The organism is Cohnella faecalis, assembly GCF_003570905.1.
GTDB classification, from domain to species: domain Bacteria; phylum Bacillota; class Bacilli; order Paenibacillales; family Paenibacillaceae; genus Cohnella; species Cohnella faecalis.
In genome coordinates, this window is record NZ_QXJM01000038.1 from 1 (window position 1) to 24,501 (window position 24,501).

At 54.8% G+C, this 24,501-nt stretch carries 26 protein-coding genes and 2 pseudogenes; 25 read left to right on the forward strand and 3 right to left on the reverse strand.

Annotated features, from left to right (window positions below; translation table 11 throughout):
* Positions 1–47 precede the first annotated feature (47 nt).
* The 6 genes from D3H35_RS12755 to D3H35_RS12780 all read left to right on the forward strand — a co-directional run bounded on the left by D3H35_RS12755 (position 48) and on the right by D3H35_RS12780 (position 4,484).
* Positions 48–242: a hypothetical protein gene (locus tag D3H35_RS12755; RefSeq protein WP_119149738.1), complete on the forward strand. Its 195-nt coding sequence runs from the start codon at positions 48–50 to the stop codon at positions 240–242.
* A gap of 51 nt (positions 243–293) precedes the next feature.
* On the forward strand, positions 294–425 hold the full coding sequence (locus tag D3H35_RS34830; RefSeq protein ID WP_119149759.1) for a hypothetical protein: 132 nt from the start codon (positions 294–296) through the stop codon (positions 423–425).
* 103 nt (positions 426–528) lie between these two features.
* Entirely contained in the window at positions 529–978 is a 450-nt protein-coding gene (locus tag D3H35_RS33520) for an FGGY family carbohydrate kinase (RefSeq protein WP_158594085.1), read from the forward strand.
* A complete protein-coding gene (locus D3H35_RS33525; RefSeq protein WP_158594086.1) occupies positions 905–2,068 on the forward strand; it encodes an FGGY-family carbohydrate kinase in 1,164 nt (387 codons plus the stop codon). The genes D3H35_RS33520 and D3H35_RS33525 overlap by 74 nt, the downstream gene beginning before the upstream one ends.
* Positions 2,069–2,103: 35 nt before the next feature.
* Positions 2,104–3,564, forward strand: a complete 1,461-nt coding sequence (locus tag D3H35_RS12775) for a CoA-acylating methylmalonate-semialdehyde dehydrogenase (RefSeq protein ID WP_119149741.1) — start codon at positions 2,104–2,106, stop codon at positions 3,562–3,564.
* 44 nt (positions 3,565–3,608) lie between these two features.
* Entirely contained in the window at positions 3,609–4,484 is an 876-nt protein-coding gene (locus tag D3H35_RS12780) for a DeoR/GlpR family DNA-binding transcription regulator (protein WP_119149742.1), read from the forward strand.
* Between the two features lie 69 nt (positions 4,485–4,553).
* Here D3H35_RS12780 and sigK read toward each other — a convergent pair whose 3' ends face one another.
* The 3 genes from sigK to D3H35_RS12795 all read right to left on the reverse strand — a co-directional run bounded on the left by sigK (position 4,554) and on the right by D3H35_RS12795 (position 6,830).
* Complete coding sequence (gene sigK / locus D3H35_RS12785) at positions 4,554–5,255, reverse strand: RNA polymerase sporulation sigma factor SigK (protein ID WP_119149743.1); 702 nt, start codon at positions 5,253–5,255, stop codon at positions 4,554–4,556.
* Positions 5,256–5,390: 135 nt separating this feature from the next.
* Complete coding sequence (locus tag D3H35_RS12790) at positions 5,391–6,152, reverse strand: SDR family NAD(P)-dependent oxidoreductase (protein WP_158594087.1); 762 nt, start codon at positions 6,150–6,152, stop codon at positions 5,391–5,393.
* 27 nt (positions 6,153–6,179) lie between these two features.
* On the reverse strand, positions 6,180–6,830 hold the full coding sequence (locus D3H35_RS12795) for a GntR family transcriptional regulator (protein WP_119149745.1): 651 nt from the start codon (positions 6,828–6,830) through the stop codon (positions 6,180–6,182).
* A gap of 126 nt (positions 6,831–6,956) precedes the next feature.
* Between D3H35_RS12795 and D3H35_RS12800 the strand changes: the two genes are divergently transcribed.
* The 19 genes and pseudogenes from D3H35_RS12800 to spoVAC all read left to right on the forward strand — a co-directional run bounded on the left by D3H35_RS12800 (position 6,957) and on the right by spoVAC (position 24,387).
* Positions 6,957–7,907, forward strand: a complete 951-nt coding sequence (locus tag D3H35_RS12800) for a GntR family transcriptional regulator (RefSeq protein ID WP_119149746.1) — start codon at positions 6,957–6,959, stop codon at positions 7,905–7,907.
* A gap of 522 nt (positions 7,908–8,429) precedes the next feature.
* Positions 8,430–9,647 carry an LLM class flavin-dependent oxidoreductase gene (locus tag D3H35_RS12805; protein WP_119149747.1) on the forward strand — a complete coding sequence of 406 codons (1,218 nt, stop codon included), beginning with the start codon at positions 8,430–8,432 and terminating at the stop codon, positions 9,645–9,647.
* Complete coding sequence (locus D3H35_RS12810) at positions 9,644–10,075, forward strand: acyl-CoA dehydrogenase family protein (RefSeq protein ID WP_119149748.1); 432 nt, start codon at positions 9,644–9,646, stop codon at positions 10,073–10,075. Before D3H35_RS12805 ends, D3H35_RS12810 begins: the two co-directional genes overlap by 4 nt.
* Positions 10,003–10,839, forward strand: a complete 837-nt coding sequence (locus tag D3H35_RS12815; RefSeq protein ID WP_119149749.1) for an acyl-CoA dehydrogenase family protein — start codon at positions 10,003–10,005, stop codon at positions 10,837–10,839. The genes D3H35_RS12810 and D3H35_RS12815 overlap by 73 nt, the downstream gene beginning before the upstream one ends.
* A 34-nt stretch (positions 10,840–10,873) precedes the next feature.
* Positions 10,874–11,113, forward strand: coding sequence for a hypothetical protein (locus D3H35_RS30755; RefSeq protein ID WP_158594088.1), 240 nt, complete (start codon positions 10,874–10,876; stop codon positions 11,111–11,113).
* The gene (locus D3H35_RS12820) at positions 11,017–11,835 is read left to right on the forward strand and encodes a Bug family tripartite tricarboxylate transporter substrate binding protein (RefSeq protein ID WP_158594089.1); all 819 of its coding nucleotides are present in this window, start codon (positions 11,017–11,019) and stop codon (positions 11,833–11,835) included. Before D3H35_RS30755 ends, D3H35_RS12820 begins: the two co-directional genes overlap by 97 nt.
* 16 nt (positions 11,836–11,851) lie before the next feature.
* Positions 11,852–12,337 carry a tripartite tricarboxylate transporter TctB family protein gene (locus tag D3H35_RS12825; RefSeq protein ID WP_119149751.1) on the forward strand — a complete coding sequence of 162 codons (486 nt, stop codon included), beginning with the start codon at positions 11,852–11,854 and terminating at the stop codon, positions 12,335–12,337.
* 85 nt (positions 12,338–12,422) lie between these two features.
* Positions 12,423–13,825: pseudogene (locus tag D3H35_RS32375) on the forward strand (tripartite tricarboxylate transporter permease).
* A 212-nt stretch (positions 13,826–14,037) separates the two neighbouring features.
* Complete coding sequence (locus D3H35_RS12835; protein ID WP_119149752.1) at positions 14,038–15,933, forward strand: condensation domain-containing protein; 1,896 nt, start codon at positions 14,038–14,040, stop codon at positions 15,931–15,933.
* Positions 15,882–17,195 carry a non-ribosomal peptide synthetase gene (locus tag D3H35_RS33530; protein ID WP_158594090.1) on the forward strand — a complete coding sequence of 438 codons (1,314 nt, stop codon included), beginning with the start codon at positions 15,882–15,884 and terminating at the stop codon, positions 17,193–17,195. The genes D3H35_RS12835 and D3H35_RS33530 overlap by 52 nt, the downstream gene beginning before the upstream one ends.
* Before the next feature lie 29 nt (positions 17,196–17,224).
* Complete coding sequence (locus D3H35_RS12845; RefSeq protein ID WP_119149754.1) at positions 17,225–17,809, forward strand: cysteine hydrolase family protein; 585 nt, start codon at positions 17,225–17,227, stop codon at positions 17,807–17,809.
* A 34-nt stretch (positions 17,810–17,843) separates the two neighbouring features.
* Positions 17,844–18,875, forward strand: a complete 1,032-nt coding sequence (gene hypE / locus D3H35_RS12850) for a hydrogenase expression/formation protein HypE (RefSeq protein WP_199728516.1) — start codon at positions 17,844–17,846, stop codon at positions 18,873–18,875.
* Positions 18,869–20,944, forward strand: a complete 2,076-nt coding sequence (gene hypF / locus D3H35_RS12855; RefSeq protein WP_233567910.1) for a carbamoyltransferase HypF — start codon at positions 18,869–18,871, stop codon at positions 20,942–20,944. Before hypE ends, hypF begins: the two co-directional genes overlap by 7 nt.
* Positions 20,945–20,973: 29 nt before the next feature.
* Positions 20,974–21,258: a hypothetical protein gene (locus D3H35_RS34835; protein ID WP_411675148.1), complete on the forward strand. Its 285-nt coding sequence runs from the start codon at positions 20,974–20,976 to the stop codon at positions 21,256–21,258.
* The gene (locus D3H35_RS12860; RefSeq protein ID WP_158594091.1) at positions 21,255–21,617 is read left to right on the forward strand and encodes an aminotransferase class III-fold pyridoxal phosphate-dependent enzyme; all 363 of its coding nucleotides are present in this window, start codon (positions 21,255–21,257) and stop codon (positions 21,615–21,617) included. Before D3H35_RS34835 ends, D3H35_RS12860 begins: the two co-directional genes overlap by 4 nt.
* A 32-nt stretch (positions 21,618–21,649) precedes the next feature.
* Positions 21,650–22,564 carry an aminotransferase class III-fold pyridoxal phosphate-dependent enzyme gene (locus tag D3H35_RS32385; protein ID WP_267901390.1) on the forward strand — a complete coding sequence of 305 codons (915 nt, stop codon included), beginning with the start codon at positions 21,650–21,652 and terminating at the stop codon, positions 22,562–22,564.
* Positions 22,565–22,720: 156 nt separating this feature from the next.
* Positions 22,721–23,155: an ABC transporter substrate-binding protein gene (locus tag D3H35_RS33535; RefSeq protein ID WP_119149757.1), complete on the forward strand. Its 435-nt coding sequence runs from the start codon at positions 22,721–22,723 to the stop codon at positions 23,153–23,155.
* On the forward strand, positions 23,080–23,796 hold the full coding sequence (locus tag D3H35_RS12875; RefSeq protein WP_119149758.1) for an ABC transporter substrate-binding protein: 717 nt from the start codon (positions 23,080–23,082) through the stop codon (positions 23,794–23,796). Before D3H35_RS33535 ends, D3H35_RS12875 begins: the two co-directional genes overlap by 76 nt.
* A 95-nt stretch (positions 23,797–23,891) precedes the next feature.
* Positions 23,892–24,387 (forward strand): annotated as a pseudogene (spoVAC, locus tag D3H35_RS12880) (stage V sporulation protein AC).
* The last annotated feature ends 114 nt before the right edge of the window (positions 24,388–24,501 follow it).

The window sequence follows — 24,501 nt, forward strand, 5'->3', positions numbered from 1 at the left end:
GTTTACATTGTGGGTGCTGTGCAGGAGGAGTTTAACTTACGGGCGCGATGGTCGCTGCGCAAGCGTTGAAGCCGGATTGCGCGATTTGCATCGATATTAACATTGCGGCGGATACGCCTGATTTGAAGGACAGCAACGATATTGCGCTTGGCGCGGGCGGTTGTAAGCATGTACAACTTCCATGGACGCGGTACGCTCAACGGTACGATTCCGCCTCGCCGTATGGTGAAATGGACACGTGAAGCTGCCGAAGCTGCCCATATTTCGTTGCAACGCGGTGCAATGTCAGGAATATTAACGGATGCTTCCTATGGCAATTAGTAGATAGCGGCATTCCGACGATCGATATCGGTTTCCCTGCGAGGTATTCCCACTCTGCGGTAGAAGTATGCGATATGCAGGATTTAGAGCAGTTGCCCGTTTGATTGTACAAATGTGCAAATGGCGAAGCCCGGCGCTCCGTTTGGACGTGAGTAGTTGCCCATTCTCCTTTAGACAACGATGGCTGATGGCAAAGGTGGGGTCCTAGTGGATGCAGAAGGCGTTTACTTCTTGGGAGTAGATATCGGTACTTACGAATCGAAGGCGGTTCTTACAAACTTGGAAGGACGTATTGTTCACCATGAAGTGATCTCACATCAAATGATCGTGCCGAAGCCTGGTTTGGCGGAGCACGATGCAGATGGCGTCTGGTGGCATGATTTTTGTCTGCTTGTCGAGCGTATTTTGCAAGCGACTCGCATAAGCAGCGATCAAATTAAAGCGATCGGGTGCTCGGCGATCGCGCCTGCGGTATTGCCTGTCGATCGTGAAGGCAAGCCCTTCGGCCGGCTATTTTGTACGGTATCGATACGCGCGCCGTGGAGGAGATTCGAGAGCTGGAGCATCGATTCGGCCATGCAATGTGTTTCAAAGGTGCGGCAACGATTTATCTACGCAGGCGGTCGGACCGAAGATCCTTTGGATCAAAAAGCATGAGCCGGAAGTTTATGCCCAAACAGCTCGATTTTTAACGGCAACCAGCTATTTGGTTTACAGACTGACGGGGAAGTTCAAGGTAGATCATTATACGGCAGGAGCGGGATTTACGCCGTTCTATGATTGTCAACAGCACGCTTGGTATCCGGAATTTTGCAAAGATATCGTTGAGATCGATCAATTGCCTGAAATCGGTTGGACGACGGATATTGCGGGCGTGATCACGGATGAAGCCGCTCAGCTTACAGGCTTAAGTCGTGGAACTCCTGTCATAATCGGTACAAGCGATGCCGCTGCGGAAGCCGTTAGCGTCGGTGTAGTGAAACCCGGTCAAATGATGCTCATGTACGGTTCAACTGCATTTTTTATAGAAGTAACCAATGAGCCTATACAAGATAGCCGTTTATGGTCGGCGCCTTATTTATTTCCAGACACGTACGCGCTGCTGGGAGGCATGTCCACAACCGGAGCGATAACACGCTGGATGCGCGATCAATTTGCCGTGGATCTGGTAAAAGCTGAGCAATATTCGGGTAAACATGCTTTCGAGTCGTTAATGGGGGAAGCGGTCCATATCCCGCCTGGCAGCGAAGGGATGGTTACATTGCCCTATTTTAGCGGAGAGCGGACCCCCATCCAGGATCCTATGGCAAGCGGCGTCGTTTTCGGTCTAACACTCGCTCATACCCGCGGACACCTGTTTCGATCGATATTGGAAGGTGTCGGCTACGGTATCAATCATCATCTGGAAGTGATGAAGGAAATTGGTGCGATGCCGTCCGAGCTTGTTGCTGTCGGAGGCGGAACCAAAAATGAGCTGTGGCTGCAAATCGTAAGCGATATTGCGGCAGAGGTACAAAAGGTGCCGAAGGTCACTATCGGGGCATCCTATGGAGACGCCTTCTTAGCTGCAGTAGGTTCGGGACATTTGCAGCCTGGAATTTTATCGGAGTGGGTTCAATATGATCATGAAGTTACGCCAAATCGATTAGAACATCAAAAATATATGCCGTATTATTCGGTATTTAAAGATTTATATCAAAGCACCAAAAGCTTGATGCACCGCATGTACGAGCTGCGGAAAAACTAGCTGGCGGCAAATAAATTTATTAGAGGTGATCCGACATGACGACTTTCTTTAATGAAGTACAAAATTACATTGGCGGTGTTTGGGCATCGCAGCAATCGGAAAATCGTATAGATGTATTCAATCCGGCAACGGGAGATCGATTGACGACAGTCCCGCTGTCATCCAAATCGGAGCTGGATGCTGCGGTTGAAGCGGCTAGTGCAGCGTTTGGCATGTGGAGTATGACACCTGTCCCTAGACGGGCGCGTATTTTATTTAAGTATCAGCAGCTTCTAGTTGAGCATTGGGATGAATTGGCACGACTCATTACGCTGGAGAACGGTAAGACGTACAAGGATGCATATGGTGAAGTTCAACGCGGCATCGAATGCGTGGAGTTTGCTGCCGGCGCACCTAATTTGATGATGGGTCGCCAATTGCCGGACATAGCTACAGATATGGAATCGGGCATGTATCGTTATCCAATCGGCGTTGTCGGCGGGATAACGCCATTCAACTTTCCGATGATGGTGCCTTGCTGGATGTTTCCGATAGCCATTGCATGCGGCAATACGTTTGTGCTGAAGCCATCGGAGCGGACACCGCTTCTCGCTAATCGTCTCGCTGAGCTGTTCACAGAGGCTGGATTGCCGGATGGCGTATTCAATGTCGTTCACGGCAGCCACGACGTTGTGAATGGCTTGCTGGAACATCCGAAAGTAAAGGCGATTTCGTTTGTTGGCTCGCAGCCAGTTGCCGAATATGTGTATACAAAAGCTGCAGCTGCGGGAAAACGAGTACAAGCGCTTGCAGGTGCGAAGAACCATACGATCGTCTTGGAAGATGCAGATTTGGATACGGCAGTGAAGGATATAATGGCAGCGGCATTCGGCTCCGCAGGTGAACGCTGTATGGCATGCGCAGTCGTAATCGGGGTTGGCACAATCAAAGATAGGCTGCTGGAGAAGCTAACCGAAGCTGCGGATGCGATTCAAATCGGCAATGGTATGGAAGAGGACGTGTTTTTGGGGCCTGTCATCCGCGAGGAGCACAAGCAACGCACATTGGCGTATATCCAAAGCGGCGTTGAAGAAGGCGCTAAGCTAGTGCGAGATGGACGCCGTGATGAGGCATGTGCCAACAAAGGCTATTTTGTAGGCCCTACCATCTTTAGCGAAGTTAATTCAGATATGCAAATTTGGAAGGAAGAAATTTTTGCGCCAGTGCTGTCCTATCGTACAGCGGACTCTCTGGACGAGGCGATTGCTATCGCGAATGAAAGCGAATTTGCAAACGGTGCTTGCCTATTTACGCATGATGCTCGATATGTTCGCCGATTCCGCGAAACGATTGATGCAGGGATGCTGGGCATTAATGTCGGTGTACCGGCGCCGATGGCATTTTTCCCGTTTTCAGGATGGAAGAAATCGTTCTATGGCGATCTGCATGCGAATGGGACGGATGGAGTAGAATTTTATACACGCAAAAAGATGGTCACTGCTCGTTGGAAAATATAATGATCATTACTATATAATATTCAAAAATGTCCATGTTGGTCTAAATGTTAAGTGTTTATTGCAAAAGATTTGAAAATTTTAGTAATATGGTTTTATGTAGATTTATCGGAGGAGAACATATGGATACCTTGCAAGAAAAAGCCAAATACGGGCTTATTCCTGTTGAGCGCCGAAAACAGATTGTCGCTTACGTCATGAAGCATGAAAGCGCACAAGTCAAAGAGCTTGCGGAATTGTTCGACGAAGTTTCGGAGGCTACAATTCGCAGAGATTTGGAGCTGTTGGCGACCGAAGGGAAGCTGACGAGGACGCATGGCGGCGCTGCGTCCATTTCAACACGAACGGCTTTTGAGCAGCTTTATTTGGATAAATGCGCGATGGCGGTGGATGAAAAACGCCGAATCGCCAAAGCTGCTGCCGATTTAGTGGAAAACGGCGACTCTATTATTTTGGATTCCGGCTCCACGACGATCGAAATTGCCAAACAACTCGTCAATCATACGAAACTAACGATCATTACAAATGATTTGTATATCGCTTCTACCGTTGCTTTTCATCCGTCAACTCAAGTGATGGTTACAGGCGGGATGAAGCGGGAAGACGTAAATGTATTAATCGGAAATATTACAGAGACGTTTTTCCGTTCGATTCGCGTAGATAAAACCTTTTTGTCTGCAGATGCAGTGGATATTCATTTCGGGGTAAGCAATACAACCTTCGTCGAACAAAACATCAAAAGGCTAATGCTTGAAGCGGCAAAGCAAGTCGCTCTTGTTTGTGACCATACGAAATTTGGCAATACCGCCTTGGCAAAGGTATGCAGGCTTGACGAGCTTGAACATATCATTACCGATGAAGGCATTTCTCCTTCGCTGCGTGAAGAGATGGAACGGTTAGGACTGCCTGTCATTGTTGTGTAACGTGCAAATGGAAAGCCTCAAGCAAATGACTTGTCGGTCAATGCTTGAGGCTTTTAGTTTCGCTTTCATTCAACGTTTCGCCTTATAAAACTCGTGATAAAGCTTCATCAACGCTCTTTTTTCGATCCGCGACACATACGATCTTGAAATCCCCAGCTCACGCGCGATTTCCCGCTGCGTTCGCTCGTCGCCGCCACCGTCCAGACCGAACCTTCCCCGAATAACCTCTTGCTCTCTTTCGTCAAGAATGTCCAGGTTTCGGTATATTTTGCTCTTCTCGATCTTCAACTGAACTTTCTCCACGACTTCGTCGGGCTCGGTGCCCAGTATATCTTGCAAAGTAATCTCGTTGCCTTCCTTGTCGGTGCCGATCGGGTCGTGCAGCGAGACGTCTTTGCGGGTTTTTTTCAATGAACGCAAGTGCATGAGTATCTCGTTCTCGATGCAGCGCGCCGCGAAAGTGGCGAGCTTCGTTCCTTTTCCCGTCTGGAAGCTTTCGATAGCTTTGATCAGGCCGATCGTACCGATGGAGATGAGGTCTTCGAGATCCTCTCCGGTGTTGTCGAATTTCTTGACGATATGGGCGACCAGGCGCAGGTTGTGCTCGATAAGCAAATTGCGGGAATGGGCGTTGCCTTGGCTCATGCGCTGCAAGTGCAGCGCTTCCTCCTCGTCGGTCAGCGGTTGGGGGAAAGCGTTGTTTTTGACGTATGAGACGAGCAGGGCGAGCTGTTTCACGAACAGGGCGATCGAAGCGATAAAACCGGGCACGGATGGGCCACCTCCGGCTGCAAGATAGGCGAAAAGAAGCATTACTAAATGTATGTGGGTTGACGCCTATCCGTGCCTGTACGGGCGAAGGGTGTCTAAAAAAGAGTTCCGGGCGTTCGGACTAATGGCTCGGCTTTACTTGACGCTGGAGCCTCCGTCGAGGGTGAGCACAGAGCCGGTCATGTAGTTCATATCCGGATCAGCCAAAAAAAGCACCGCTTTGGCGACCTCGCCGATCGTGCCAAGGAAGGGGGTCAGCCGTCGGTCCAGCATGGCCTGCTTATGCCTGTTCGGATCGAGGTTGTGCGTGAGCAAGTGATTAAACATCTCGGTCTCCACGGTTCCCGGACAAAGGCAATTGACGCGAATGCCCGCTTCCGAGTGATCGACGGCCATCGATTTGGTCAAGCTGATGACGGCGGCTTTGGCCGCTCCGTAAGCAGCTCTGTTCTTGTAGCCTTTCAGCGCAGTCTCCGAAGCGATGTTGACGATTGCGCCGGAGCGGTTGTTCAGCATATGGGGGAGCAAGTAGTGGCAAGCAAGATAGACGGAAGTCACGTTGGTCTGCCACGTTTTGTGCCAGTCTTCGGGGCGAATGTCCGGAACGGCTCCGGATACGAGATGTCCGGCGTTATTGACGAGCACATCTACCCGGCCCAATGAACGCATCGCTTCATCGGCCATCTTTTTCACGGATGCTTCGTTCGTCAGATCGGTCGCGATAAAAACGGCGTGCCGTCCCATGCCGCGAATAGTGTCGACGGCTTCTTTCCCTTTGTCGGCGTTGCGGCCGATAATGGCTATGTCCGCGCCTTGGGAGGCGAAGGCGAAGGCGATTTCCTTGCCGATTCCCGATGTCGAACCGGTTACGATCACCGATTTATTCGCAAATTTCATTATGTTTCCTCGCATTGTCTAAGAATGTCAATAAGGGATATCGCCTACGGCCACGATTTTGATTCCGCTCGTCGCAGTCAACTCGCTAATGTCCTTTAATCCCGCATAAGGGGTAACGACCATGTCGAATTCCGCCAGTTTTTCCGCCAGCTCTGCGGGAGTAAGCTTCGTAAGGCTGTCGATGGCCGTCCGCGATACTTCGGCTTTTGGGATGACGTCTATTTCGCTTTTGTGCGCCAAATATTCGTTAGGATGAAACTCGACGAACAGAATCCGCGACGTTTCGCCTACAAGGCTCTTCCTTATTTGCCGGAAAGCCAGCAGACTGACGGGCATTTGTTCCCTATCGAAATCAGGGCCGCCTGCGTTATGCAAAACCCCCCGGATCAATGCCAGCATTTCGCGGTCCTCGTGCGTTCGGGGGTTTTCGATAACCTGAGTGCCTGCTCCCTTGCGAATGCGGACGTAATCTTCCTTGGAAAGCTGGTTGTAGACGGAGATGACGGTGTTGCGGTTCAAGTCCAATTGCTGCGCTAGCTCGCTGGCGGGAGGCAGATTGTCTCCGATCCGCACGAATCCCGAACCGATCAGGCATTTGAGCTGCTCCCTGAGCTGAATATGGATAGGGATCGGAGAAAAAGCGTCGATATGGAGCGGTAAGGCCGGTGCGCTATTCATAGACAACCCCCCTAATGTATAATGGATGCGGTCACTATTCTAACATAGCGTGGCGGTTTTGGTAACCGATTAACGTTTCAATATGAATATTAGCCTAGATGAATAGATAAACAGGAGGCAAGCAAAATGCTGCACCGCTGGTTGGAAATCCGGTCCGACAGTCCTTTGCCGCTGCATGCGCAGCTGACCGAGCAGTTGAAATGGCTGGTTGGCTCGGGTAGGTTAAGTCCGAACGACTTGCTAAGCCCGGTTGCGTCGCTGGCCCATGAGCTGGGGGTCAACCGGAATACGGTTCAAGCCGTGTACATGCAGCTTCGCGAGGAAGGTATCGTGGAGACGAGGCAAGGCCATGGTTCGTGGATTGCGGATACGGAAGCTACCCGGAAGCTCATAATCGAACGACAAGCATCTGCGCCCGTTGCTCGCGGATTGCTGGACAGCGCGGAGGAAGCGGGCTTTGATGTTGAAAGATTCGTCTATTTAAGCATGGCGGCGCTGCAACTGCAGGCGTTGAAGGATCGCCGGCCTCGAGTGCTGTTTGTAGACAGCCGCCTTGGCGAACATGCCTTCTTTCTGGAGGAGATCCGCCGCGTGACGGGAGGACAGCCTGCATGGCTCGCTCTCGAAGAACTCCGCCGCGATTTGGAGGGCTCATCATCTCTAGCCGGCCGTTATGACATAATCGTAACGACTTCGGCTGGCATGGACGAGCTTCGATGTTTGCTGCCGTCCGTGGCCGATCGGGCTATAAGAGTAGAGGCTGCTCTTGATCTGAAAATGATTGCGGAAATGGCGCGGCTGGGAGAATCGCGAGAAATCGGAGTCGTTTGCGCCGAACCTTTCATGGCAGGCTGGTTGGCCGAGAGGTTGGCTGCGCTGGGGAGCGGATATACGATTGCGCTTGCCGGCGATCGCGAGAGCTTAAGGTCGCTGCTTGGGCGAGCTGCTAACGTATATGCGGCTCCCTCCGTGTACGACGACGTTAAATCGTTAGCGCCGGAGAAGACCTCGCTTTTGTCTCTGGTGCTGGAGACAAGCAGCGAGTATTTGCTGGCCGATTTGAAGAAAAATTATTGAACGGGAAAGGGTTATAGGATGGGGCTGCGCTTGCAGCCCGGAGGGCGAAAAAATAAAAATAAGCGGAATGAAATAGGCTTATCAAATAGGCTAGCGTATGATACACTCGTTTAAACCAAGTATTCCAAATGGTATTTATGGAATTAAATTCATGAGCTATAAAAAGCGAAAAAACCCCGGAGCCCGCACGGGGAAAGACTATGATACTAGGTGAGAGTGAAATTGTGAAATGATTCAATTTGCAATCGATAATAATATTAACCCAGTTAAATAGCATTATTGTGGGCGTGAAAAAGCGGTAATTCGGATAGTTGCAATGATGATGCGGTATTTAACGAAAATAACAATACCTATGTAAACAGACTATTCCGATTGAATTATGGTAAATTATTGTTGACATCGAACTAGTCGGATAGTAATATAAGTCCCAAGATTAAAAAAAGAGCAGCCGACCAGTTAGCTGGAGGTCTTTTCCCAAGGGGAGAGGGCCTCTTTTTTTATTCCACGAAGGAGGCGACAGGGTTGGCTTACAATCCGGAAGAAGTTGAATTTGGGTGGTACATCCCTACATACGGCGATGGCCGCTACATCGGGGTAAAACCGGAACGGGAGTCCACGCTGGCCTATTTGACGGAAGTGGCCCAGACCGCCGAACGGGCGGGATTTACATTCGCTCTCATTCCTACGGGCGGTTCCTGTTTGGACGCATGGGTAGTAGGCTCCGCCTTAGTTAACGCGACGACAACCTTCAAGCCGCTCGTGGCGATGAGGCCGGGACTTATTTCTCCCGTTCTCGCGGCGCGCATGGCTTCGACGCTCGATACGCTTTCCGGGGGGCGGCTTTTGATTAACGTCGTAACCGGAAGCACCGCCAGCGATTTGAAAGTAATGGGAGATCCGTTGGCGGAAGAGCACGACCGCAGATACGACCGAACGCGCGAGTTTTTGGAAATTGTGAAAAGCTTATGGATCAACGGAAAAGCAGGCCAGGACGAAGGCTACTTCACCGTCCAGAATCCTTATCAAGGGATTGAACCGGTTCGTTTCCATGGCGACTATTACGATATCGACGCCGGGATTTCTTATCCGTCGTCTGTGCAGAGCCCTCACCCGCCGCTTTATTTCGGAGGAAGCTCCCCTGCCGGAAAGCAGGTAGCCGCGGAGCAGGCCAATGTGTATCTCATGTGGGCGGAGCCGGTCGATTGGATCAAGGAGCAGATTGCCGACCTGGAACGAATCGGTGCGCAATTGAAGGCCGACAAAGGAATCGACCGCACGCTTCGGTACGGCATTCGCGCGCAAATTTTGGTCAGGGATACGGAAGAAGAAGCGTGGCAGGACGCCTGGAATATTATCAGCAAGACGGAGGAAGGCGCCATCGAGCAATCGAACCGCAGGTTCGGCAAGACGGATGCGACGAACCAAAAGCGTCAGAACGAGCTAAGGGATCTTTCCAAGAAGGACAATTACATTCTGGGGCCCAATCTTTGGGCGGGATTAAGCACCGTCAGATCGGGCGGCTCGCTGCTCATCGTCGGAACGCCCGACCAGGTGTCGGACCGAATATTGGAATACGTCGATGCCGGAGTCAGCTCGTTCATATTGTCGGGATTTCCGCATCTTGAGGAAGCGGACATTGCAGGCCGCAAGCTGCTGCCCTTGGTCAAGAGCAAGCTTGCGGCGCGTGACGCGGAACGGATCGGCGAAATCGAAACCAAGACCACGGAGGAGATCGCATGAGCGTTATCGGAAATCGAAAAAAAACCGAACAAGAATATTTGGAAATAGCCGTCTCGCTGGCCAAAAAATTTGCCGAGGACGCTGCCGAACGCGATAAGGCGGGAGGTACGCCAAAAGCTCAACGGGACTGGATTCGCGAAAGCGGTCTGCTCAAGCTGATTATACCGGAGGAATACGGCGGAGATGGGCAGAGCTGGACGCTGGCGCTGCGAATTGTTCGAGAATTCGCCAAGGAAGACGCAGCCGTCGCGCACTTGTTCGGCTATCATCTGGCGGTTCTGGCCAATTTCAACCGGGTAGGGACGGCCGCGCAAAGAAAGCATTTTTTGACGAAGACGGCCGAGAACGGCTGGTTTTGGGGCAATACCGCCAATTCGCGGGGAGCGAGCAAGCTGACGGCAGTTGGGAAAACGGCAAATATATTCTGAACGGCGTAAAGAAGTTTACGACCGGCACCCCCGATTCCGACCGGGTCATGCTCTATTTCCGCGACGCGAATACGTCGGAGACGCTTCAAGGAGTTATTCCGCGCGATCGCGCAGGAGTGACGGTTCACGACGATTGGAACGGCTTCGGCCAGCGCCAGACGGGAAGCGGAACGGTTACATTCGACAACGTGGCGCTTGAGGAAGACGAAATTTTGAAGGAAAACGAAAGCTATGGCAAAGACGGCTACAGCCCTCCGCTTACGCAGTCCGTGCTGACCAATATTTACTTGGGAATCGGACTCGGAGCTTTGGAGGCGGCGCGCAAATATATACACGAGCATTCGCTGCCGTATGCATTGTCCGGGGTGGAAGCCGCTTCCCGCGATCCTTATATATTAAGAAAATACGGGGAGCTATGGGCGGAGCTTAAAGGGGCGGAAAGCTTGGCCGATCAAGCGTCCGCACAGTTGGACCGCGTCACTGCGCTTGGAGCCCGAACGTCCGAAGAGGAGAGGGCCGAGACGGCTGCCCTCATTACGGCCGCCAATGTGCAGACAGGGAAAGCGTCTCTTGACGCGGCCAACCGTTTTTTCGAGCTGACGGGAACCCGCTCGGCGACGACGGACAACGGCTTTGATCGGTATTGGCGCAACGTCCGAATCCATACGCTCCACAATCCGCTCGATTACAAGCTCCGCAATATCGGGGATTGGGCCTTGAACGGAACGCCGCCTCCGCTGCCGGTTGCCGGAGTCAACACCTAAATCATCTTGAAATCAACAAAGGGAGAGTTACCAGATGAAGAAGTCCGTCGTTAGTCTGCTTGTTATGTCGCTTGTGCTGCTTGCCCTTACGGCTTGCTCCGAGAAAAAGAAGGAAGCGGAATTCCCGAGCAAGACGATTCGCATTTTCATCCCTTCTCCGCGGGCGGGGCGGCCGACTTGTCCGTTCGCGCTCTGCAGCCGAAGCTGGAGAAGGAGCTTGGCCAATCCGTCGAAGTCATCGACAAGCCGGGAGGCTCCGGAGCTCTGGCGATGAACGAAGTAATCAAGAGCGCTGCGGACGGCTATACGCTAGGCTTCACGGGCGTAGGGCCTGCTGTAATCACCCCGCTATCGAACGATGTCGGCTATACGCCGGAAGACTTTGCAACCGTAGGTGCGCACATGCTTATTCCATACGTGCTAGTTGTGCCGTACGACAGCAAGTACGAAAATTTAAGTCAGTTTTTGGATGAAGTGAAAGCTAATCCGAACAAGATTCGCATCGGTACTCCCGGCCCGGCTTCAACGTCCTACTTGGCGCTTCAGCAGCTTGCGGAAAAACAAGGGCTGCAGTTCCAGATCGTGCCGTTCAACGGAGGGGTCGATACGATCAACGCCTTGCTGGGCAGCAACGTAGAGGCGATTGTCAACGTCGATTCCGAGCTTCCCGCTTATCTCAATGACAAAAAATTCAAGACGCTGACGGTCCTTTCGGACAAACGGTCGACCGTTGTGCCGGATACGCCGACCTCGGCCGAGCAAGGAATCGACTTTACGATTAATTCGGTGCCGCCGAACGGATTGTATGCGCCAAAAGGAACGCCGGCGAACGTCATCGCCAAGCTGGAGAAAGCTATTAAAGCGGCTACGGAAGACGAGGAAGTGAAGAAAACGTTCCAGAACATTCATATCAATCCGGAGTTTACTTCCGCCGCCGATTTCCGCAAGGCCATTGACGACTCCTACGCCTACTATAAAGAAATTCTCAAAAAATAAAGGAGGCTCGGCATCGATGATTCCGAAGCTTGCGATTCTGAGGAGAAGCGGCTTGCTAACGCTTGCGCTGGGTGTATTTTTCCTCTACCAGTCTTTGAAGCTGGAGCTCGGCAGCTGGAACGAGCCGGGACCCGGGCTATGGCCTTTGCTGCTAAGCTTGTTGGTTCTGACGGCGTCCTTCGTTCTGTTGATAGGAAATTCGGAGGGAGGAGCGGGATCGGAAAAGAAGCCGTTCGCGGCGCTGCTGCGGGACTCCCGCCTACCCCTCGCAGCCATCGCCAGTCTGGTTCTGTTCATCGTGCTGTCCCGGTATGCGGGACTGACCTTGGCCGGCGGAATCATGCTTCTGGCCTGGCTGAGACTGCTCGGAAAAGAGAAGTGGACGACCTCGATTGTCGTTGCCGCCGGTTTGACGGCGTTGTGCCACGTTCTGTTCGCGGTGGCGCTGCAAGTTCCGCTGCCCGAAGATTGGCTGCTGGCTCTATGGAGTGCGGGGCGTTGAATTCGTGAGCGATTTTCAAGCTTTGCTATCCGGCTTTGAAGTGGCGCTCTCCGGAACGAATTTGCTTTATTGCGTGCTTGGCGTTGTGCTGGGCAACCTGGTCGGCGTATTGCCGGGTCTCGGGCCGACGGCTACAATCGCGCTCCTGCTGCCCTTCGCCTTTACTCTTCCGCCGGAGACGGGGCTTATTATGATGGCCGGTATATACTACGGCGCCATGTACGGAGGCTCGATCACTTCGATCCTCCTGGATTTGCCCGGCGAAGCGGCGACGGTCGTCACCACGCTGGACGGCTATCAGATGACGCGGCAAGGAAGAGCGGGAGTCGCTCTCGGCATCGCGGCGATCGGTTCGTTCGCGGCCGGAACCTTCGCACTGCTCGGCCTCCAGTTCCTGGCGCCCGGCTTGGCGGAATTCGCCGTCCGATTCGGAGCTCCCGAGTACACGGTGCTTACGGCTCTCGGAATCGTATTGGTCGCTTACCTCGGCTCGAAGGCGTTCGTAAAAAGCGCAATCTGCGCGGCGTTCGGCTTAATATTGGCCGTCGTGGGGCAGGACCCGATGACGGGAACGGTGCGCTTTACGTTCGGCTCGACCGATCTGCTGGGAGGCTTCGACTTTGCCGCGATCGCCATGGGCGTGTTCGGCATCGGAGAAATTTTGTACAGCTTGGAAAATTTATCGAAGGAAAACGCTCTTCCCGGCCGAATCGGAAGGCTGTGGCCGTCCGTGAAGGATTTCGCCCAAGCGAAGTGGGCGATCGTTCGCGGGTCCGTGACCGGATTTTTCATCGGCATATTGCCCGGAGGCGGAGCGATTCTGGCTACGGTCGCAGCCTATTCGCTGGAAAAGCGGTTGTCCCGCACGCCGGAGAAGTTCGGGAAAGGAACGATCGAAGGCGTTGCAGCGCCCGAATCGGCCAATAATGCGGCCGCTGGAGCTGCCTTCATTCCGCTGCTGACGTTGGGCATTCCTACGGACGCCGTCATGGCGCTGATGTTCGGAGCGCTGTTGCTGCACGGAATTACGCCCGGCCCGGCTTGATTGCCGATCACCCGGACGTATTCTGGGGAGTTCTCTCCTCCATGTACATCGGCAACGCCATCCTGCTGCTCCTGAACTTACCGTTCGTCGGCGTCTTCATTCAAATTTTGCGGGTGAAGAGAGTCGTGCTGATGTCGTTCGCAGTGCTCGTCACTATGATCGGCGTCTACAGCCTCGGCAACGATGAGTTCAACATGTGGGCCGTACTGGCATTCGGAGCGCTCGGCTACGTGATGAGAAAAACCGGCTTCGAGCCTAGCCCGCTTGTCCTTGCGTTCGTATTGGGGCAAGTGCTTGAGAGGTCGTTCCGGCAGTCGATGATCATGTCGAACGGCGATGCCTCCGTATTTGTTCAACGGCCGTTCTCCGGAAGTATGCTGGCTATCGTAGCGGCAGCCCTGATTTTCTACATTATTCGCGTAAGGCTGAAGAAAGCCAATTAACGAGCGATGACAGAGCACGCAGTCAGAAGATGGTCCATAGCCGACCAGTTATCTGGAGGCCTTGTTCCCGAAAAGGGGGAAGGGCCTCTTATTTTTTTCCTTGAAGGAGGTGAGCGCCTAGGGATAACGAGGAGTGAACGGAAGCGAATGAATACGCAGAGCCGAAAGAGGAGCATTTCGCTTCGGCATCTAAGGAGGGAACGCGAGCATTCATGGACGAAACCGTAAAAGAGGCAAGCGTGAAGGCTCTTACCGCGGGACAGAGGGCTCTCTGGATTTTGAGCCGCCTCGCCCCGGAAAGCTCGGCTTACCAGACGTCGCGGGCGATCCGGGTTCGGGGAACGCTGGATTCGAGGAAGCTGCTGCGAGTCTACGAGCGCTTGTCGATTGCAAAGCCGTCGCTTCGGACGGAGCTTGTCGAGCGCGATGGCGCGCCGCTGCTAAGTCTGAACGCTTCCGCGAATATCCGTGCGGAGACGCTGGACGTTACCGGATGGAGCGAGCTTGAGCTTGCGGAACGGATAAACCAGGAAGCGAATCGCCCATTTGAGCTTGGGGGCGAGCCGTTGTTTCGAATTTTACTGCTGAGGAGGGCGGATGACGATACCGTTCTAGTTGCGACGGCTCATCAGCTGCTGCTGGACCCGGATTCGTACTTCGCCGTGCTGGAAGAGCTTCTTTCCGGTTACGGCAACGAAGAGAAGCTGTGGACAGAAGCTAACGAACCGGAGCTGCAACCGGATCGCGTGGATCGTCGGGACGAAGATGCGGCGAGAGCGTATTGGCTGCAAAAGCTGAGCGGGACGCTGCCTGTTCTCCACTTGCCGGCGGACAAGCCGCGCCCGCCCGTACGCACCTTCGGCGGCTCCGACTTGTCGTTCCGGATTCCGGACGGCCTTGCGCAGTCGCTCAGGAAGGCGGCGGCGAACGAGCGGCTTGAGCTTCAAGAGCTGCTGCTGGCCGCTTATCAGGTGCTGCTTCACCGTTACTCGAACCAGGATGACGTGCTCGTCGGTGTATTTCTTCCGCCGCACGATGACGCGCAAGAGGCGAGCATCGGCAGTTATGCGAACCCAGTCGTCGTCAGATCCGATTTGTCCGAAGATACGGCATTCGCCGACTTTTTCCGCAAGACGGGTACGGCGCTGGCGGAAGCGTACGAACGCCGGGGCTTCCCGTTCCCGCAGCTGGTCGAGCTGCTTCAGCCGGACAGAGATCCCAGCTTTCCGGCCTTGTTTCAAGCTTCCTATTCCTATCGAAAGCAGCAAGGCCGTTATGCGGCCGGGTTTGGAGCGCTTGCATTCGAGAACGAAGGGAAGGAATTCGATTTTGCCGACGGCTTGACATTCGAGTCGATTCGGCTGGCTCGCAAAGAGGTGCAGTACGATCTAAGGCTCTCGGTCATCGACGACGGAGAAGCCGCGATAGGCCGCTTCGATTATTATTCCGATCTATTCGAGGCCGGGACGATCGAAAGGCTCAAGGACAATTTCCTGACGCTGCTGGAGTCGATAGCGTTGCAGCCGGAGGAGCAAGCGAAGAGGCTGAACCTGCTGGCGGAAGGAGAACGGGAGCTGCTGCTCGGCGATTGGAGCGGAGAGGCCAAAGCTTTTCCCGAAGTCGCCATTCACAGCTTGTTCGAGGAGAGAGCCGCCCTCCATCCGGATAAGGAAGCGGTCGTATTCGGAGAAGAAAGGTGGACTTACCGGGAGCTGAACGAGCGGGCCAATCGGCTGGCGCACTATTTGCGGAAGAACGGCGTCGTCCCCGATACGCTCGTTGGAGTATTTCTGGAACGGACGCTCGACATTCCCGTCGTTCTGTTCGCGATTCTCAAGGCGGGAGGAGCTTACGTGCCGCTCGATCCGCACTATCCGAAGGATCGCATCGCGGTCACGTTGGAAGATTCCCGCGCTCCGATCATCGTAACCCGTTCGGATTTGGCTTCGCTGCTTCCTGCGGATTACGAAGGGAAAATCGTGCGATACGACGAGGAACAGGACGTCATATCCCGGAATCGGCGCTCAATCCGGAGGGAGGGGCGGAGCCGCGCCATTTGGCTTACGTCATCTACACGTCGGGCTCGACCGGACGGCCGAAGGGCGTAGCCATCGAGCATCGCAGCACGACCCGATGGATATACGCCGCGCAGGAGCTGTTCGAGCCGGAGAAGGATTTCGCCGGCGTACTCGCTTCGACTTCCATCTCCTTCGATATGTCCTGCTTCGAATTTTTTGTCGCCTTGGGCTCCGGAGGCAAAGCCATCCTGGCGGAGAACGCCTTGCATCTGCCGCTGCTGCCGGCGCGCGAGGAAGTGACGCTGATCAATACGGTGCCGTCCGCAGTGGCCGAGCTCGTAAGGTCGAAGGGAATTCCGGATTCGGTCCGCGTATGCAATTTCGGCGGGGAACCGTTGTTCGGCTCTCTTGTGCGGCAATTGTTCAAGCGGCATCCGTCGGTCGTCAGAGCTTACAACTTGTACGGCCCGACGGAAGATACAACGTTCTCTACCTACGAGATTGTGCGCGGAGGCGAAGAAGGCGAGCCGACGATCGGAAGACCTATTCCGAACACGACCGTCTACATTCTGGATTCGGAACGTCAGCCGGTGCCGATCGGCGTTCACGGGGAGCTTTATCTCGGCGGAGACGGTTTGGCGAGAGAATACTTGAATCGCCCGGATCTGACCGGGGAGAGGTTCGTGCCGAATCCGTTCTCGGATAAGCCGGGGGAGAGGTTGTATCGAACAGGGGATCTTGTCCGATTTTTGCCCGACTCGCGAATTCAGTATTTCGGCAGACTCGACCATCAAGTCAAAATCCGGGGCTTCCGAATCGAACTGGGGGAAATCGAGAGCGTGCTGCTCGCGCATCCTTCCGTCAGCGAGGCCGTCGTTCAAGCCCGCGAAGGCGAGAAAGGGCGCAAGCGTCTGATCGCTTATGCAGAGGTGGCGAACAAGGACGCGACGTCTACGGAGCTGCGGTCTTACGTGAAGTCGAGATTGCCGGATTTCATGGTTCCTTCCGCTATTTTCACCCTGGACAAATTTCCACTCAGCCCGAACGGGAAGCTGAATCGGCTGGCGCTGCCGGAACCGGACGTATCGTGGTTCGGCTCGGAGCATCCATACGAGGAGCCGAGGGACGACATCGAACGCAAGCTCGCCCGTTCCTGGCAAGACCTTCTCGGTATCGAGCGAATCGGCATTCACGACAATTTTTTCGAATCGGGAGGGGACTCCCTGCTAAGCGAGCGGCTTGCCGCCGACTTGGCTAAAGAAGGCATCCGGATCGCCTCAAGAGATCTGTTCGGCTTCCAGACCATTGCGGATCTGGCGGCATGGATACGATCCAAGGCGCTTGCGGGCTAATAAAAAAACATTTAAGGAGAGATTAAGCGATGCCAAAATACGCGGTTTTGACGAACGATCTTCAGTACGATTTGGTGAACAAAAACGAGGAGCGCCAAGTGGCGGTCAAAGAATTTCTTCCGGGACTGATCAGCTTTTTGAAAGAGCTGCGTGAGCTCGAAGTGCCGATTTTCCATTTGCAGCTTATTTACTTGGAGGACGATCCGCGCGCGGAGCGCTACAATGGCGTTCTTCCCGTGACGAGAGGCTCGGAAGGAGCCAAAATTTTGGCGGAAGCCTTGGAAGATACGGACATCGTGCTTGAGAAAAACAAGGATTCCGGGTTCTATGGAACGGATCTGGAGGAGCGGCTTCGCAACTTGGGAGTCGACACAATCATCATTACCGGCATGCAAACGCAAATTTGCGTACAAACGACGGCAGCCGACGGATTTTTCCGGGGCTTCAACGTTGTCGTTCCGCCAGACGGAGTCGTCTCCGCCAGAGCGGAAGATAAGCAGCGGGCGCTCGATTGGCTCGGCTCTTATTGCGCGAGAATTCTGACTAATGCAGAAATTATTGAAGCAATCAAACAAAACGCAGACATTTCATTCGAAGTCGTTCCTATCCCATAAGGGAAATCAAAATTAGGAGAAAGGCGGGAATTATGTGAGCGTAATCAGCAAAGAAAAACTGAAGCATATCGTGCTCGATCACGGCACCGGCGGCAAGCTGAGCGGCGAGCTGATCGGCGCGATTACGGAAAGATTGGGCGAGGTGCACGTGGGTAAGTTGGAGGACAGCGCCATTCTGCCGATCGGGGCAGGAAGAATCGCGGTAACGACCGATTCGTTCGTTATCGACCCGATCTTTTTCGGCAACGGGAATATCGGTCATGTCGCCGTTTGCGGAACGGTGAACGATTTGGCCGTGAGCGGCGCGACCCCGAAATATTTGACGCTGGCGTTTGTTCTCGAAACGGGCTTCCCGGTGGAAGATTTGGAGAGAATTTTGGATGCCATTCGGGAAGCGGCGAAGGAAGCGGGAGTTCTCATCGTCGCCGGCGATACGAAAGTCGTCCGCAAGGGCGAAGTCGACAAAATCTTCATTAATACGGCCGGAGTCGGGGAGTTCGCGCCGGACGCCCGCTCCTATTCGGTATCCCAGATCCGTCCGGGAGATCACGTCATCGTTACCGGCGAGCTCGGCAATCACAGCATTCATATTTTATCGATTCGCGAAGGGCTCGGCTTCGAGACCAAAATCAAAAGCGACTGCGCCCCGCTAAACAAGCTTATTGCCGATTTGAACGGCTCATTCAGCGAGCACATTCATACGATCCGGGACATTACGCGAGGCGGACTCGGGACGGTGCTGAACGAAATCGCGGCGGCGGTCGGAAGAGGAATTTCGGTCGAGGAGCAAAAATTGCCGATTCTCCACGAGACGGCTATGGCAGCGAATATGCTCGGCGTCAATCCGCTTTATTTGGCCAATGAAGGCAATCTGATTCTGTTCGTTGCGCCGGAGCACAGTGCCGCCATCGTCGAACGAATTCGCCAAAATCCTTACGGCCGTTCGGCGGCGGTTGTCGGCGTCGTCGACGAGACGACCGATACGCGGGTGCACTTGACCTCCAAGAACGGCGAGACGAAAACGATAGACCTGCTGTACGGGGCGGAGCTGCCCCGTCTGTGCTAGGTACCGGTATGGGCCAAGAGCTGCGAACGTACCGGATCAAAGGGATCGTCCAAGGCGTCGGCTTTCGACCGTTCGTCTACCGATTGGCGGAGAAGTACGGGCTCGGCGGATGGGTGCTGAACGATTCCGACGGCGTCATCGCGGAAGTGCAAGGCACAGGTTCGCTTCTGGATCAATTCGCTCACGAGGTCCGGCACAAGGCTCCGGCGCTTGCGTTGGTCAACGAGGTGGTGCTGGTCGACCAAGTCGCCGTCACCGCCGGGAAGTACGATTCGTTCCGTATTCTGGAGAGCGAACGCAAGCAGGATCGGGAAACGTTGATTTCGCCGGACACGAACGTGTGCGAAGACTGCTTGAGGGAGCTGTTCGATCCTTCGGACAGGCGGCACGGGTATCCGTTCATCAATTGCACGAACTGCGGTCCCCGGTTTTCCATCGTCCGCGACATTCCATACGATCGCCAATATACGACGATGTCCGCTTTTCCGATGTGCGAGGAATGCAGCAGCGAGTACGAGGACGTAAGGGACCGCCGATTTCACGCGCAGCCTAACGCCTGCTGGGCGTGCGGTCCCCAGGTCAAGCTGTTCGACAAGCAACGGAGGGCCATTCCGGACGGCGAACCGATTGGGCGTGCGGCGGAGCTTCTGAAGCAGGGAGCGATCATCGCGGTCAAGGGGCTCGGCGGCTATCATCTGGTAGCCGATCCTCTTAACGAGTCGGCTGTCGAGGAGCTTCGCAAAAGGAAGAAACGGGATGGCAAGCCTTTCGCGCTGATGGCGGAGACGGCCGAGCAGGCACGGCTGTTCGCCGAGGTGTCGGAGGAGGAGGAGCGTCTTCTCTCTTCCAAAGAACGGCCCATCGTTCTGCTTCGTCGGCGCGAATCCGATCCTTTCCACCCGGAAGTCGCGCCGAACAACCGTTTCTACGGTGTAATGCTCGCTTATACGCCGCTTCACCATTTGCTCTTGCGCGACCGGTTTTCCGCTTTGATCGCGACGAGCGCGAATTTGTCGGACGAGCCGATCGTCTACAAGGACGAGGACGCGTTCGAGAAGCTGTCCGGCATAGCCGACTACTTCCTCGTGCACAATCGCGACATCCACATTCGGGTGGACGATTCGATCGTCCGGTACGACCGCGAAGCTCCGGGAGGAGGGCAGACGGCTATCATCCGGCGGGCGCGCGGGTTCGCTCCGCTCCCGGTCGATTTTCACCATCGGCTTCCTTCGGCGCTCGGACTCGGGGCGGAGCTCAAGAACACCGTCTGCCTGAGCAAGCACAATCGGTTTTTCGTCAGTCAGCACATCGGCGATTTGAAAAACCACAACGTCTACCAGTCGTACGTTCGAATGATCGGCCATTTCCGCAAGCTGCTGCAGATCGATCCGGAAGTGATCGCTTGCGACGCGCATCCGGACTTCTACAGCACGCAATTTGCCGAGTCGCAACGGGATTTGCCGATCGTGCGAGTGCAGCACCATCATGCGCATCTGGCCGCTTGCATGTGCGAGAACGGCTTGGAGGAGCCCGTTATCGGCGTTATTTTCGACGGGACGGGGTACGGCAGCGACGGAAAAATATGGGGCGGCGAATTTCTGGTCGGCGATTACTTGGGCTTCGAGCGGAAAGCGCATCTCGATTATTTTGCGCTTCCGGGCGGAGACAAGGCGGTTAAGGAGCCTTACCGGATCGCGATAGGGCTGCTGGCCGAATTGTACGGCGACGACATCAAGGGACTGCATTTGCCGCTCGTGAAGGAGCTCGACCCGTTCGAATTGAGCGTGCTCAGCCGGATGGCTACGCGCCAGGTGAATTCCCCGCTGACGTCCAGCATGGGGCGCCTGTTCGACGCCGTCTCCGCCTTGATCGGTATTCGCAGAACCATTTTGTACGAGGGACAGGCGGCAATCGAGCTTGAGCAGATCATCGACGAGTCGGCCGCGAACAGCCAGCGTTTTCGGTATCGGCTAATCCGGGACAACGACGGCATCGGCATCGACTTCCGTCCTTTGTTCGGGGAATTGGTCGCATTGCTTGAATCCGAGTCGATCAATCCGGGGAATTGAGCTACCGGTTTCACCTCACCGTCGTCCGGATGGTAACGGAGGTATGCGAAGAAATTCGCCGGGATACGGGGCTTCGAACGGTCGTGCTGAGCGGAGGGGTGTTTTTGAACGATTTTTGCTTACGCGCTGCTTCACTTCCCTTACGGATGCCGGCTTCGACGTCAGAACCCATTCGCGGTGCCGACGAACGACGGAGGAGTATCGCTCGGGCAAGCGGTCGTGGCGGGCTATCGTCTGAAGGAGGGATTGAGATGAGCTTTGCGGAGTATCACTTTGCCGATGCCCCAAGATCGATGGACATGTTCCCGGCTTGAGGTCGGAGCAGCTTCTGCGCGAGCAGGAGCTGCTGGAAGGCAACGCGAGATCTTACCCCAGGGGTATTCCCGTTGCGTTCCAGGAAGGAAGGGGAGCTACGCTGCAAGACGTGGACGGAAACCTGTACGTCGATTTTTTCGGCGGCGCGGGTACGTTGAACGTCGGGCATTCCCACCCGGACGTGCTTGAAGCGTCCATCGCCCAGCAGCGGAAGCTTAATCATTCGCTCGATTTTCCTACCGAAGCGAAGCTGAGGCTGATGCGGAACTTGAAGTCCGTCCTGCCCGGAACGCTGGCCGGATCGGCCAAAATCCAATTCGGCGGCCCGACGGCTCCGATGCGGTCGAAAGCGCTCTGAAGCTTTCACGCTACCATACGAAGCGGTCGACGATCATCGCGTTTCAAGGCTCCTATCACGGGATGACGACCGGCGCGTTGGCCGTGACCAGCAATACGAGGCTTCGGACGAATCAAGCGCAGCCGGGCGTTCATTTCATGCCTTATCCGTACTGCTACCGCTGCCCGCTCGGCTTGAAACGGGATTCCTGCGGACTTAGCTGCGCCAAATATTTGGAGAATGCGCTGGATAACAGCCATTCCGGCGTTGACAAGCCGCAGCGATATTGGTCGAGCCGATTCAAGGAGAAGGAGGGACGATCATTCCGCCTCCCGGCTATTTGCGGGAGCTGCGCCGGATTGCGGACAAGCACGAATCGGTGCTTATATTCGACGAAATCCAGACCGGCTTCGGCGTACGGGAGCGATGTTCGCCGCCGAGCATTCGGGCGTGACGCCGACGTGATGACGATGTCCAAAGCTCTTGGCGGAATCGGATACCCGATTTCATGCATCGCATACGACAAGCGGCTGGATACGTGGGAGCCGGGCGCTCATATCGGAACGTTCCGCGGCATCAGGCGGCGATGGCAGCAGGCAATGCCGCCATCGACTTCATGCGGGACTCCGGCCTGCCGCAGCATGCGGCGGAGCTGGGGCGCACTTGCTCGACCTTCTGAATTCGTTCGCGCAGGATTCGGAAGTGATCGGAGAAGTTCGGGCCAAGGCCTCATGCTCGGAATCGAGATCGTCAAGGACAAACATACGAAGGAGCCGTGGCCGGAGCTTGTGAAGGAAATCCGGACGGCGTGCTACAAGAAAGGATTGCTGGTGGAAGTAGGCGGGCATTTCTCGAACGTCGTTCGTTTTCTTCCGCCCTTGGTTGTTACGAAGGAGCTGGCGGAGAAGGGATTAGGGATTTTTATCGAAGCGCTTGAAAGCGTCGTCCGATCTCGTCAACCCGCTTAACCGTTCGGCGAGCCGGCCTCTTTCCAGAGGCCGGCTCTATCCGAAATCGGCCGCGGTGCCTGCTTGCGGGACGCCCTTATACCTAACCTCGGAGTAAAGGTCCCCAATCTTGCGAGAAGGACTTTACATATTAAAACATGCAGGAGGACTAAGAAGATGAAGAAAAACGATTACCACAAACAAAAATGGGTTCTGACGACGGCATCCGTGCTGTTGGCCGCAACCGTCGCGTCAGGCTGCGGTTCGACCAAGGACGACCAGCCGTCCGACGCGGCTCCGTCAAAGAGCCCTGCCGCATCTGGCTCATCCAAGCCGTCAGCCGCAGGGGCCAAGCCGCTTAAGCAAGTGACTTTCTCCTACTCTGGAGGCACGTGCGAAGCGCCTATTTTCGTTGCATACGAGAAAGGCTTTTTCAAAGAAGAAGGGCTGGACGTCTCTCTTGTCCAGCAAGATTTCGAGACGCTGAAGACGGGGATCGCCACCGGCAAGGTCGACGGAACGATCGGCAACTTTGCATGGTTCAAGCCGATCGAGCAAGGCTTCGACGTCAAGCTGACGGCGGGCTGCACGCGGGCTGCATCCAGCTCGTGACCCCGTCAACCTCGGGCATTACTTCGGTCAGCCAACTGAAAGGCAAGACGATTGGTATCGACAGAATCGGAGGCGGACCGCAAATAACGTTGTCCATTTCCTTGAAGCAGCAAGGAATCGATCCGGAGAAGGACGTTGAATGGCGCGCCTATCCGAATCAGCAGCTGGCCACGGCAGCCGACAAAGGCGAGATCGACGCTTTCATCGTGTGGGATCCGGCGGCGCAGCAAGCCATCGACGAGAAGAAATACGTTCGCTTGCTCAGCAACGGGCATGACGAGCCTTTCAAGTCCGGCTATTGCTGCTATACCGTTATTAGCGGCAAAGTGGCCAATGAAGATCCTGAAAAGGCTGCGGCCATTACCCGCGCACTGCTCAAAGCTTCCGAGTGGGTCGGCAAAAATCCGAAGGAAACGGCGGAAATCGAATCGGGCAAAAAATACGTGTCGGCGGACGCGGCGACAAACGAAAAGCTGCTGGCGAGCTATCATTGGAACCCGGGCGTTAAGACCGCTGCGGAAAGCGTGAAGTTTTTCGTCAAATACCAAAAAGAACTGGGCATTCTCGACAAGACAACGGACGAGAAGGAATTATTCGACCGGTTGTTCTACGCAGCGGTTCCGGATTACAACGGGAAGTAACGAGGAAGGCTCGCGGCAGTTTCCTTTTATCATACTTCAGCTCCTTACGGTAAATAATGAACGTGACAGCAACGTTACCTAAGGAGGGCTTATGCATGGCTATTAAACAAGCCCCTCGAGGACGGTCGTCGTACCGTCCTCTGTCCATGTCGCCGAAGGAGTATCAGCAGTTCGCGAAAGCGAGGGAACCTTCAAGAGCCGTTTTCTCTCGAACGTCGTCAAAGCTTTTTTGGTCGGTGGCGCTATTTGTACGCTCGGTCAGGCGATTCAGCAATTTTTTATCGCCGCTTTCGACATGAGCTCCAAGGAAGCGGGCAATCCGACCGTAGCGGTGCTCATTCTGTTGTCGATCATCCTCACCTCGCTGGGCGTCTATGACAAAATCGCCCAATGGGCCGGAGCGGGGACCGCCGTTCCGTTTACCGGCTTCGCCAACTCGATGTGCTCCGCAGCCTCGAGCACAGAAGCGAAGGTCTCGTTCTCGGTGTAGGGGCGAATATGTTCAAGCTCGCGGGCTCGGTCATCGTATTCGGGGTCGTGGCCGCTTTCTTCGTCGGCATTGTGCATTGGCTGATCGGATTGGGAGGTTGAAGTCGGATGATTCGCGAGGGAGAAGCACTTGGGTATTTCCGCAGCCGCCCGTCATTTTGTCCGTAGGCACGGTCGTCGGTCGGACGAAGGCGACGGGCCGCTGTCGGGCGACTT

Excerpts from the sequence above, each read along its gene's own strand:
- D3H35_RS12755 (WP_119149738.1), top strand. The coding sequence starts at position 48 with ATGGTCGCTGCGCAAGCGTTGAAGCCGGATTGCGCGATTTGCATCGAT.
- D3H35_RS12775 (WP_119149741.1), top strand. The coding sequence starts at position 2,104 with ATGACGACTTTCTTTAATGAAGTACAAAATTACATTGGCGGTGTTTGG.
- D3H35_RS12780 (WP_119149742.1), top strand. The coding sequence starts at position 3,609 with ATGTTAAGTGTTTATTGCAAAAGATTTGAAAATTTTAGTAATATGGTT.
- D3H35_RS12790 (WP_158594087.1), bottom strand. The coding sequence starts at position 6,152 with ATGAAATTTGCGAATAAATCGGTGATCGTAACCGGTTCGACATCGGGA.
- D3H35_RS12795 (WP_119149745.1), bottom strand. The coding sequence starts at position 6,830 with ATGAATAGCGCACCGGCCTTACCGCTCCATATCGACGCTTTTTCTCCG.
- D3H35_RS12800 (WP_119149746.1), top strand. The coding sequence starts at position 6,957 with ATGCTGCACCGCTGGTTGGAAATCCGGTCCGACAGTCCTTTGCCGCTG.
- D3H35_RS12810 (WP_119149748.1), top strand. The coding sequence starts at position 9,644 with ATGAGCGTTATCGGAAATCGAAAAAAAACCGAACAAGAATATTTGGAA.
- D3H35_RS30755 (WP_158594088.1), top strand. The coding sequence starts at position 10,874 with ATGAAGAAGTCCGTCGTTAGTCTGCTTGTTATGTCGCTTGTGCTGCTT.
- D3H35_RS12825 (WP_119149751.1), top strand. The coding sequence starts at position 11,852 with ATGATTCCGAAGCTTGCGATTCTGAGGAGAAGCGGCTTGCTAACGCTT.
- D3H35_RS12835 (WP_119149752.1), top strand. The coding sequence starts at position 14,038 with ATGGACGAAACCGTAAAAGAGGCAAGCGTGAAGGCTCTTACCGCGGGA.
- D3H35_RS12845 (WP_119149754.1), top strand. The coding sequence starts at position 17,225 with ATGCCAAAATACGCGGTTTTGACGAACGATCTTCAGTACGATTTGGTG.
- D3H35_RS34835 (WP_411675148.1), top strand. The coding sequence starts at position 20,974 with ATGGTAACGGAGGTATGCGAAGAAATTCGCCGGGATACGGGGCTTCGA.
- D3H35_RS33535 (WP_119149757.1), top strand. The coding sequence starts at position 22,721 with ATGAAGAAAAACGATTACCACAAACAAAAATGGGTTCTGACGACGGCA.
- D3H35_RS12875 (WP_119149758.1), top strand. The coding sequence starts at position 23,080 with ATGGTTCAAGCCGATCGAGCAAGGCTTCGACGTCAAGCTGACGGCGGG.